Source organism: Liquorilactobacillus uvarum DSM 19971, from assembly GCF_001434935.1.
Taxonomy (GTDB): domain Bacteria; phylum Bacillota; class Bacilli; order Lactobacillales; family Lactobacillaceae; genus Liquorilactobacillus; species Liquorilactobacillus uvarum.
Map to the genome: position 1 here is coordinate 1 of NZ_AZEG01000013.1, position 10,994 is coordinate 10,994.

The 10,994-nt window shown below is 36.1% G+C and carries 12 protein-coding genes; 11 read left to right on the forward strand and 1 reads right to left on the reverse strand.

Annotated elements, in window-relative coordinates:
• Nucleotides 1–124 precede the first annotated feature (124 nt).
• Nucleotides 125–796 carry a DUF1361 domain-containing protein gene (locus FD20_RS07325; RefSeq protein ID WP_057737363.1) on the reverse strand — a complete coding sequence of 224 codons (672 nt, stop codon included), beginning with the start codon at nt 794–796 and terminating at the stop codon, nt 125–127.
• 161 nt (nt 797–957) lie between these two features.
• Between FD20_RS07325 and cdaA the strand changes: the two genes are divergently transcribed.
• The 11 genes from cdaA to phoU all read left to right on the forward strand — a co-directional run bounded on the left by cdaA (nt 958) and on the right by phoU (nt 10,795).
• A complete protein-coding gene (gene cdaA / locus FD20_RS07330; RefSeq protein WP_057737240.1) occupies nt 958–1,800 on the forward strand; it encodes a diadenylate cyclase CdaA in 843 nt (280 codons plus the stop codon).
• The gene (locus FD20_RS07335; RefSeq protein ID WP_057737242.1) at nt 1,797–2,975 is read left to right on the forward strand and encodes a CdaR family protein; all 1,179 of its coding nucleotides are present in this window, start codon (nt 1,797–1,799) and stop codon (nt 2,973–2,975) included. Before cdaA ends, FD20_RS07335 begins: the two co-directional genes overlap by 4 nt.
• A 33-nt stretch (nt 2,976–3,008) precedes the next feature.
• Nucleotides 3,009–4,364: a phosphoglucosamine mutase gene (glmM, locus tag FD20_RS07340; protein ID WP_057737244.1), complete on the forward strand. Its 1,356-nt coding sequence runs from the start codon at nt 3,009–3,011 to the stop codon at nt 4,362–4,364.
• 649 nt (nt 4,365–5,013) lie between these two features.
• Nucleotides 5,014–5,325 carry a hypothetical protein gene (locus FD20_RS07345; protein ID WP_057737246.1) on the forward strand — a complete coding sequence of 104 codons (312 nt, stop codon included), beginning with the start codon at nt 5,014–5,016 and terminating at the stop codon, nt 5,323–5,325.
• Between the two features lie 250 nt (nt 5,326–5,575).
• Nucleotides 5,576–6,463, forward strand: coding sequence for a phosphate ABC transporter substrate-binding protein PstS family protein (locus FD20_RS07350; RefSeq protein ID WP_057737248.1), 888 nt, complete (start codon nt 5,576–5,578; stop codon nt 6,461–6,463).
• A 17-nt stretch (nt 6,464–6,480) separates the two neighbouring features.
• The gene (locus tag FD20_RS13315) at nt 6,481–6,648 is read left to right on the forward strand and encodes a hypothetical protein (protein ID WP_157060873.1); all 168 of its coding nucleotides are present in this window, start codon (nt 6,481–6,483) and stop codon (nt 6,646–6,648) included.
• 75 nt (nt 6,649–6,723) lie between these two features.
• The gene (gene pstC, locus FD20_RS07355; RefSeq protein WP_057737250.1) at nt 6,724–7,641 is read left to right on the forward strand and encodes a phosphate ABC transporter permease subunit PstC; all 918 of its coding nucleotides are present in this window, start codon (nt 6,724–6,726) and stop codon (nt 7,639–7,641) included.
• Nucleotide 7,642: 1 nt separating this feature from the next.
• Nucleotides 7,643–8,530 (forward strand): phosphate ABC transporter permease PstA, encoded by an 888-nt coding sequence (gene pstA, locus FD20_RS07360; RefSeq protein WP_057737252.1) that lies wholly within the window; start codon nt 7,643–7,645, stop codon nt 8,528–8,530.
• Nucleotides 8,531–8,548: 18 nt separating this feature from the next.
• Nucleotides 8,549–9,358: a phosphate ABC transporter ATP-binding protein PstB gene (gene pstB / locus FD20_RS07365; RefSeq protein ID WP_057737254.1), complete on the forward strand. Its 810-nt coding sequence runs from the start codon at nt 8,549–8,551 to the stop codon at nt 9,356–9,358.
• Nucleotides 9,359–9,370: 12 nt separating this feature from the next.
• The gene (pstB, locus tag FD20_RS07370; RefSeq protein ID WP_057737256.1) at nt 9,371–10,126 is read left to right on the forward strand and encodes a phosphate ABC transporter ATP-binding protein PstB; all 756 of its coding nucleotides are present in this window, start codon (nt 9,371–9,373) and stop codon (nt 10,124–10,126) included.
• A 15-nt stretch (nt 10,127–10,141) separates the two neighbouring features.
• Nucleotides 10,142–10,795 (forward strand): phosphate signaling complex protein PhoU, encoded by a 654-nt coding sequence (gene phoU / locus FD20_RS07375; RefSeq protein WP_057737258.1) that lies wholly within the window; start codon nt 10,142–10,144, stop codon nt 10,793–10,795.
• Nucleotides 10,796–10,994: the final 199 nt, after the last annotated feature.

Below are 10,994 nucleotides of genomic sequence, written 5' to 3' on the forward strand. Positions count from 1 at the left end.
AAAATTCGGTTTCTCGTCCTATTTGCTTATACAGAGGCTAGTTATGTCACAGCCTCATTTTGATAAACTCTTTTTTGTACTTTTGCTTCAAGGGAAGATGTAAATTGAAAATTACTAATTTATATTAAACAGTCTTTTCTTCGTTGTTTAGTGAAAAGCGTGAGATGTAGATTGCTCCCCATAATATAATTTGGATAATGAACATAAAGGCGACAAAAACCAGCATCCGTGGACTCCACATAATCACTAATTGGTGAACCACCCATTGTGGGTTGAAGAAAAGGTATGCCGTGTGTAATCTTAAAAAACGTCCAACATATACACCTACAGAGGCAATAATTGTCAGAATAAGAATAAGAGCAGGTTTATAGAATCTTTTTTTTAGTTGAAAACGTATCAGAATTATATTAGTGATGTGTTCTAGACTCCATATACCCATTACCGAACAAGCAATCGCACTAGAAAGCAAGTTCGTGAAGTTCAACCATAAATGCAGGTTGAATTCCATTAGTCCAGTAGTGTGATTGTACGGATTCAGCATAGCTAAATGAAAAAGATCAGTCAAAACATATGGTGCATTTGGGTAGAATAGCAGCCACAGGACGAAGAAAGAATAAAAAAAGAGTTTTGATCGTTGAGGGGTGATATGCATTGCCAATTCAATTGGAATATAGCCTAGAAAGGTATTCAGCAATAAGAAACTGTATACACCGCTTTCAGAATACACTGTCGCGTATATATATATCATAAATGAAATAAAACTCATACGTACTATCCATTGGTATTTTTTTAACATAGTATCACCCATTTCTTTTATGACTACATTGTAACAAATTGAATGTTGCAATCCGAGCGTTAAATGCAAAATTTGCCACTATTTTAATTTTTATTTTTGTAGAAAGAGAATATAAAGATATCGTGATATACTTAGATTATAATCTTTAGGAGGTAAAATTAATGTCCGTAAACTGGGCCGAGTTAGTTTCTTGGAAGAACGCAATTAATATTTTAGATATTTTAGTTGTTTGGTATGTAATATATAAGTTAATGATGCTTTTGAAGGGGACCAAAGCGGTCCAACTTTTCAAGGGTGTTATTATGATTGTCATAATCAAATTTGTCAGTTGGTATGTCGGTTTGGAGACCGTGTCTTGGATAATGAACCAAGTAATAAATTGGGGAATTATTGCGATTATTGTAATCTTTCAACCAGAAATCAGACGCGGCTTGGAACATTTGGGGCGCGGTTCATTATTTCTACACAATAAGAAGCAAAATGAAGATGGTAAGAAAATGATTGCTGCACTTGATCAGGCAATTAAATATATGTCAAAGCGAAGAATCGGTGCTTTAATAACAATTCAAATGAATACGGGATTAGAAGATTACATTGAAACAGGTATTCGGCTTGATGCTGATATTACTGGTGCACTGCTAATCAATATTTTTATTCCCAATACTCCTCTGCATGATGGTGCAGTTATTATTAAGAATAACAAAATTGCTGTTGCAGCTGCTTACCTTCCTTTGTCTGAGAGTAATTTAATTCCTAAGGCACTGGGAACTAGACATCGGGCCGCAGTAGGGATTAGTGAGGTAACAGATGCTTTAACGATTGTTGTTTCTGAAGAAACTGGTGGGGTCACCATTACAAAAAATAATGAGTTACTGCGTGATTTAACGCGCGAGGATTATATTAAATTGCTGGAAAAAGAATTGATTATCTCTCCAGAATCAGGAAAAAGCAATCGTTTCGTAACGCTCTTTGAGGAAGTATTCAAAGGGGGAAAAGGGAGATGAACCTTAACAAGTTATTGGACAATCGTATTGTGTATCAGGTTTTGGCACTGGGATTTGCTATTTTATTGTTTGCGTATGTCAATTCAGATAAATTAAATACGACGCGCAATAATACAAACAGTACTGATACAACAATGATGTCAGCAGATAGAAGTGAGACTCTAAATGTTGACCTGAAATTAAACGTGGATAGTGATAAATATTTTGTGACAGGATATCCATCAAAGGTTAAAGTTAAGCTTAGTGGTCCAAGTGCATTAGTAACAACAACTGCTAACACTAGAAACTTTAGTGTCTATGCAGATTTGACTAAACTCAAACCTGGGACACACACTGTTAAGCTAAAACAATCTGGAATAAACAAAGATTTGAATTATGAGGTCAGTCCGCAATCGATAAAAGTTACGATTAGTCGACGTAAAACAGCAAGTTTTCCAGTTCAGTTCAAATATGACTCAAGCAGACTTGCAAGTGAGTATAGTGTTGGTAAACCTTCAAGTGATCAGCAAGTAGTAAGTGTAACAGGAGCAAAAGAAGATATTAATAATATTGCCGAAGTTGTTGCTGCAATTGAGATTCCTCAAGGAACACGGCAAGCAATTACACGGCAAGTTTTGTTGCAAGCTGTCGATAATAGCGGTAAAATTCTCAACGTAGTCATTACTCCACAGACAGTAAGAGTTAAATTACCTGTTTACAGCACCAGTTCGTCTAAAAAAGTGACACTTAACTTTGTTTCAAGCGGTGACGGTGCTAGCGGAAAAAGTTACAAATTTTCAAGTAATGTGAAAGAGGTAACTTTGCAAGGAACCAAGTCTGCTTTATCAGGTATAAGCAAGTTGGAAGTACCGGTCTCAATCGACAATGTAAGTACAACTACAACAAAAACGGTAACTCTTGAGAGTTCCAACAATGGTGTAACAAAAATTACACCTCAAACGGTCAAAGTGGAGATTGAAGTTAGTGATTCAAATAGTGATGATGATGAATCAACGTCTAATGAAACGAGTTCTGCATCAACGGCGAGCAGTGATGACACAGTTTCTGATAGCTCAAGTCAAGAAGAAAGCAGTACTGATAATAGCAGTTCATCGAGCAGATCAGATAGTTCAAGTACCTCTACAAGCAGTTCATCAAGTACTTCGAGCAGTATAAGTAGTCAAGATAGTGAGTAAATAGAAAATAGTATTGGAAATGAGGATCAAATAATGAAATATTTTGGAACTGATGGTGTAAGAGGAATAGCAAATGAGGGGCTTAGTCCGGAGTTAGCTTTTAAGCTGGGCCGGTGTGGCGGATATGTTTTAACAGAACATGCAAAAAGTGATTCTAAACCTCCTCGTGTTTTGGTAGCTCGTGATACACGAATTTCAGGACAAATGTTAGAACAAGCATTAATTGCTGGTCTTTTGTCAGTAGGTATTGAAGTTTTCTCTCTCGGTGTTATCACAACACCAGGTGTTGCTTATTTGATTCGTGTTCAAGATGCAGATGCAGGTGTAATGATTTCTGCATCACATAATCCTGTTCAGGATAATGGAATTAAATTTTTTGGTGGTGATGGCTACAAACTCTCTGATGAAAAGGAAGAAGAAATAGAACAGCTTTTGGAGAGCAAAAAGGATACGCTACCTCGTCCATCTGCAGAAGGCCTAGGGGTGTTGAATGATTACCACGAGGGAGTACTTAAATATACTCAATTTCTAGAACAAACTATTCCTGATGATTTAGAGGGACTGCATATTGCTGTCGATGGCGCTAACGGTGCAACTAGTGGAATTGTTGCACGTTTATTTGCTGATTTGGGGGCAGAATTTGATACGATGGCTATAAGTCCTGATGGTCTTAACATCAACAAGAATGTAGGATCTACGCATCCAGAAGGTCTCTCACAATTTGTCGTTGAAAGCAGGGCTCAATTAGGAGTGGCTTTTGATGGCGATGGCGATAGATGTATTGCCGTTGATGAGTTAGGAAATATTATTGATGGCGATAAATTAATGTTTATCTGTGGAAAATATTTGAGCCAACGTGGTCGTCTTAAAAAAGATACGATCGTTACAACGGTTATGAGTAACATTGGGCTTTATAAAGCAATGGAAGCAAACGAACTCAAATCAGTTAAAACGCAAGTGGGCGACCGTTATGTGGTCGAGGAAATGAGAAAAAGTGGCTATAATGTTGGAGGAGAGCAATCAGGACATGTTGTTTTCTTAGATTTTAATACTACTGGTGATGGGATGCTTACAGCATTGCAATTAATGAATGTTGTCAAGCAGACTGGAAAAAAGCTTTCGGAGTTAGCTGCTGAAGTTACGACATATCCTCAAGAACTAGTTAATGTTGAAGTTACTGATAAAAAAGCAGCTATGAAGAATGAAACAATTCAAACAGCTATAAAAAATGTTGAGGCTAAAATGGGAAATGATGGTCGTGTCTTAGTTCGACCAAGTGGTACTGAAAACTTACTACGTGTTATGGCTGAAGCACCCACCAAAGAACAGGTTCACGAATATGTAATGGAAATAGTTAAAGTTGTTAAAGACCAACTAGGAATTGACTAAGTTACGAATATTTTCATTGCTGAAAAGTTTAACAAAATAATTAAAGCAATAAAAAGAGAACGGCTCAAACTTGAGTCAGTTCTCTTTTTTGTGAAGTTGCAAAACAGGAGGATAGCCATTAGTGAATAATGACACGTATAAAAAAATTAATAACGCGAAAAATAATATAAAGGCTGAAAAAAACTAGAAAAAAGAACATTAAACTCCAAATTATAGGGAGATACCAGTACGATGTTTGAAGCAATAAGAAGATGGTATCAAAGTTTTGCATAGTGTTTTCATAGTGATCTATAAATAAAAAAATAGGTGTCAGAACACAAATAATAACACTTAGTAGAAAGCTTAGAATTAATTGTTTTTTATTGACCAAGTCGGATCCGCCTCACTTTTAATACTACTTCTATTATAAATGAACCGAAGGACAATTTAAACAAAATCGTTAAAGTTATTGACAGCGCTATCTGAAAGCGTTATTATGAATAAGTAAGGTAATTGTTTTTTTACCTTTTAATCAATTCTCTTTCTCTCTTATGCTAGGAGGTATTATGGGGCAATCCCCATGATACTTCCTTTTTTCTTGTTATCCTCCAATTGACAGGTTAAAGCGGAATTAATTATACTGAAGAGCGAAGAAGAAGGAGTGCTCAGAATGGCAAAAAGTCATGAAAGATTAGATTTGATTGAAGAGATAAGAAGAAATGATGGGACGAGATATTTCGAAATATCCAATATGGTTCAAAATGGACGAGCTGAATTAGCAGTACAAAGAGGCTTTATAAAAAGTGTTAGAATTTTACAGTTGAATATTCCACGATCCAGTAGTGTAATCGAGTACGAAAAATATATAAATGAACACTTCGAAATGCCTGCGGAAGATTTTGATCATTTTGAAGAATGGGGGAAGACGGAAAAAATCAAGCAAACGCTTGATCAAATTCTGCGAGAAAATCATATCGCATGACCAAGATATTTTACGAGGATTAAAAGACATAAAATTAGTGTCTGCGCCGCATATCGACTTATGGATACAATTGCATGAAATACGTTAATTGTATAGTATAAAATAAAAAAAGAACTGAGCCACAATAATTTGGCGCAGTTCTTTTTTTGATTTGCAGATTTTCTTTACATAACCGTTACAAAAAAACGTATTCGTTCTTTACAAACAAATATTAGAATACAAATGTAGTTAGGAAAGGAAGAAAAAATAAATGAAAAATCTTACAAAAATTACCGCATTAATTATTGCGAGTTCAGCTTTACTTGTGGGGTGTGGAAAATCAGGTTCGGGCAGCTCTGCTTCTTCCAGTTCTGAAACATCTGGGAAGATAACAGTTGTAGGTTCAACAGCATTGCAGCCTTTAGTAGAAAAAGCAGCTGAAAACTATCAGACGGATAATTCAAAAATAAGCATCACCGTGCAAGGTGGAGGATCAGGAACAGGATTGAGCCAAGTCCAATCAGGTGCCGTTACTATTGGTAATTCAGATATTTTTGCAGAACAGCAAAGCGGAATAAAAGCGGATAAATTAGTAGATCATAAAGTGGCTGTTGTTGGAATGGCACCTGTTGTTAACAAAAATGCTGGAGTTAAAAATGTTACGATGAGTCAGCTGCGGGATATTTTTACTGGAAAAATTACTAATTGGAAAGAAGTCGGTGGAAAAGATGAAAGCATAGTTTTAATTAATCGTCCTGAAGGGAGCGGGACGCGAGCAACCTTTGAAGCTGCAGTTATGAATGGTGAATCAGCAAAGAAATCACAGGAACAGGATTCAAATGGAACAGTGCAAAAAATGGTTGCGCAAACACCTGGAGCTATTAGTTACTTGGCATTTTCTTATGTGAAATCTACGATTCAAGAGCTGTCAATCGATGGAGTGAAACCAACAGATGAAAATGTAACTAACGACAAATGGAAAATCTGGTCATATGAACATATGTATACAAAAGGTCAGCCAAACAAAGTAACGAAAAAGTTTTTGAAATATATGAAGTCTGACAAGGTCCAAAAAGGATTGGTTAAAGATTTGGGATATATTTCAATCAGTCAAATGAAAGTTCAAAAAGATGCTAATAATAAAGTCACCTCAAATTAAATGAAAAGGTGATTTAAATGACAATTGTATTATCAATAATACAGATTGTTCTGCTCATATTAGCGGCAATTGGTTTAGCTGCCTATATTCATCAAATAAAGTTGTGGTCACAATTTATTGAGGTTAGCAGCATAATTATTATTGTTGTGGCAACTTCGTACTTGATTTGGAAGGTAATTAATTAAAATATCAATGGGGGCGAACAAACGAATTAATATTCGTTTGATTTACTCCCAAATTTTGATAGAAAGGTGTTTTTTATGGATCCTATTAAGAAAAAAATCCAAAGTAATTCAAGAGAAACACGGCAGGATCTTTTTGGGAAAATTGTCACATACACGTGTATTGCACTAATCGTTTTGGTTGTGCTATCAATTTTTGTATTCGTAGCTTCAAAAGGAATGGCAACGTTTTTTGTAAATAAAGCTAATTTTTGGGATTTCTTATCAGGGAAAAATTGGAATCCTACAATGCTTGATTCAAAGGGGAGTCCTATGTTAGGAGCATTGCCAATGATAACAGGATCATTTGGGGTCACGATCCTGGCTGTTTTGTTTGCAACTCCTTTTGCGATTGGGACTGCACTATATATGACAGAAATTGCTTCAGGTAAAGGTGAGCGTATTTTGCAGAGTGTTATTGAATTGTTAGTCGGAATACCGTCTGTTGTTTATGGCTTTATCGGTCTATCAGTTATTGTTCCCTTTGTCAGAAATTATATCGGTGGTTCTGGATATGGAATTTTATCAGGTTCTTTTGTTTTGTTTGTGATGGTTTTACCCACTGTAACATCAATGACTGTTGATAGTTTACGTGCAGTGCCTCGCTTTTATAAGGAAGCCTCGCTTGCATTAGGGGCAACAAAATGGCAAACAATCTACAAAGTTATTTTGCGATCTTCAACTTCAGGAATTTTAACAGCAATTATTTTCGGAATGGCCAGAGCATTCGGTGAAGCTTTAGCAGTTCAAATGGTAATCGGAAATGCCGCTATTATGCCGACTAGTTTACTTTCTTCGGCTTCGACACTTACTAGTGTGTTGACGATGGGAATTGGAAATACGGTCATGGGAACAGTCGCTAATAATGCTTTGTGGTCACTTGCATTGATATTGTTGCTGATGTCTTTATTCTTTAATATTGTAGTACGTTTAATCGGTCGAAAAGGGAGAATGTAAAATGAAGACAAAATTGCAAAATAAAATCGCGCTTAATATCATCAGAATTATTGCGGCGCTAGTCGTTCTTATTTTACTTTTCTTATTGGGAGATATTTTAATTTCAGGTGTACCACATATTTCATGGCACTTTTTAACCTCAGCATCGCAGTCTTTTGAGAGCGGCGGTGGAATTGGAGTTCAATTGTTTAATTCTATTTATCTGCTCTTGTTGACTTTAATTATCTCTTTTCCAATTTCTTTAGGTGCCGGTATTTTTCTGTCTGAGTATGCGCCTAAAAATTTATTTACGTCAATTGTGCGGATGGCGATCGAAGTGCTGAGTTCTTTACCATCCGTGGTAGTCGGATTATTTGGATTTTTGCTTTTCGTTGTACAATTCCAGATGGGATTTTCGATTTTGTCAGGGGCCATTGCATTGACTTTTTTCAATTTGCCTTTATTAACTAGAAATATTGAAGAGTCCTTAAGAGCAGTTCCTGATTTGCAGCGCGAAGCGGGCATGTCATTGGGATTGTCTAAATGGAGAACAGTGATGCGAGTTATTCTTCCTGAGGCGCTTCCAGGAATTGTTACAGGTGTGGTATTAGGTGCCGGCCGTGTCTTTGGTGAAGCGGCAGCCTTAATTTATACAGCTGGTCAAAGTGCGACTAACATCGATTTTGGAAATTGGAATCCTTTCAATGCTGCAAGTCCATTGAATCTAATGCGTCCAGCGGAAACTTTAGCTGTTCACATTTGGAAAATCAACTCAGAAGGGGTTATGCCTGATGCTAGTGCTGTTTCAGCGGGTGCATCTGCTGTTCTGATTATAGTTGTGCTTTTATTTAATATATTTGCACGAATCATAGGCAATAGCCTATATCGAAAATTAACGGCTACTAAATAAAATAGGGGGCTATAATTAATGAGCATTGAGAAATATAATTTTAGCGAAAAGAACATTTTGCAATTTGACACTTCCAAGCATCAGCTTGCAATAGTTACACAAGGATTGCAAGTCTACTATGGTGATAAACATGCATTAATTGATGGGGATCTTGAATTTGAACGTTATAGGATAACATCATTGATAGGTGCGTCTGGCTCAGGAAAGTCAACTTATTTGCGTTCATTGAATAGAATGAATGATAATGTAGCTAAGGTGGAAGGAAAAATCTTATACCGCGGTTTAGATGTTAACTCCTCCATGATCAATGTTTATGAAATGCGCAAGCATATCGGAATGGTTTTCCAACGACCTAATCCATTTTCAAAATCAATAAAATCCAATATAACATTTGCGCTTAAGGAGCAAGGCTTAAAGGATAAGAAAAAATTAGATGAAATTGTAGAATTAAGCCTTAAAGATGCTGCATTGTGGGACGAGGTTAAAGATGATTTGGATAAAAGTGCTTGGTCACTCTCTGGTGGACAGCAGCAGCGGCTATGTATAGCGCGGACAATAGCTATGAAACCTGATATTCTTCTGTTGGATGAACCAGCTAGTGCGTTGGACCCAATCTCGACAAGTAAAATTGAGGAAACTTTGGTCGAATTAAAAAAACGTTACACGATTATAATCGTTACTCATAATATGCAACAGGCTTCACGCATAAGTGATTATACTGCCTTTTTTCATATGGGTCATATCTTAGAATACGGCAAAACAAAAAATGTTTTTACGACCCCACAGATCAAGGCAACAAACGATTATATTTCTGGAAACTTTGGCTAGGAGGAACAAATTATGGATGAGTTTATCACAACAAACGATGTACACCTCTATTATGGAAAAAAGGAAGCTTTAAAAGGGATCAATCTTTCATTTCCAGCAAAGGGGATTAATGCATTGATTGGTCCTTCCGGTTGCGGTAAATCAACGTATTTGCGTGTATTAAATCGAATGAATGATTTAATTCCACAAGTGACGATGACGGGAAGTGTCAAAATAAACGGGGTGGATATTTATAGCCCTAAAACTGACACAGTTGATCTTCGTAAAAAAGTGGGGATGGTTTTTCAGCAGCCTAATCCGTTCCCCTTTTCAATATATGAGAATGTGACTTATGGATTACGTATTGCAGGTATAAAAGATAAGCAGGTTTTGGATGAAAGAGTTGAACGTAGTTTAAAACAAGCTGCTGTTTGGGATGAAGTTAAGGATGATCTTCATAAGAGTGCATTATCACTTTCTGGCGGACAACAGCAGCGTGTGTGTATTGCACGTGTCCTCGCGGTTCAACCAGATGTGATTTTGCTAGATGAGCCCACAAGTGCGCTTGATCCAGTTTCGAGTGGATTGATTGAAGATATGCTGCTAACGATACGTGATAGATATACAATTATTATTGTGACACACAACTTACAGCAAGCATCGCGTATTTCAGATAGAACTGCCTTTTTTTTAAATGGTGAATTAATTGAAGCGGGCAAAACCAAAAGTGTATTCTTAAATCCGCAGCATCAAGCAACAGATGATTATATAAGTGGACGGTTTGGATAATAGAGGAGTGATTTTATGCGTAAAATTCTAGAAAGACAATTAGAAAATTTGCACAAAGATTTTGCTAATATGGGATCTGATGCTGCATCTGCAATTCAAAATGCGATAGAGGCTTTTGAAAGTAATGATGAGAATCTCATCCACAAAGTCATTGATAATGATCAAAATATCAATGAACAGGAAATATATTTGGAACGAAAAGCTGCACAAGTTATTGCACTCCAGCAACCAGTCGCTAGTGATTTGAGAATTTTGATAACTATTTTAAAAGCTAGCTCAGATTTAGAACGGATCGGCGATCATGCGATCAGTATTGCACGCGCAGGGTTAAGGATTAAAAAAGAGGAAAAAAATGCATTAATTGAAGAAATAATTAGCGATATGAGTCATCATGCGTATGAGATGCTTAAACAAATAATAAAAGCCTATGTAGAAAATGATGAAAAATTGGCACGAAAAATCGCTTTGTCTGATAAAAAAACTGATGAATACTTAAAGAAAATCAGAAAAGAATCGTTTAGTTCAATGCAAAATGATTCAAAATTTATTAGTTCAGGGACTGAGTACATTGTAGTTGCCAGCCATATAGAACGAATTGGCGATTATGTCACGAATGTCGCAGAATGGATTGTTTATACAAATACTGGAAGAATTACTGAATTAGGTTAGGATATGTTTCTTCTCTAATAGGCTTAGCTAAAATGCTAATATTACAGCATTTTAATTATGTTTTTATAAAAATTAAAAATCAAATAGAAAACATTGTGCGCGAGGCTATTGGCTTTAGCGCATTTTTTGTGTTGAATTTATTAAAATTATGTGATATTTTTAGATAAATGAGAGTGATTCTCAACTATATGGAAGTGAT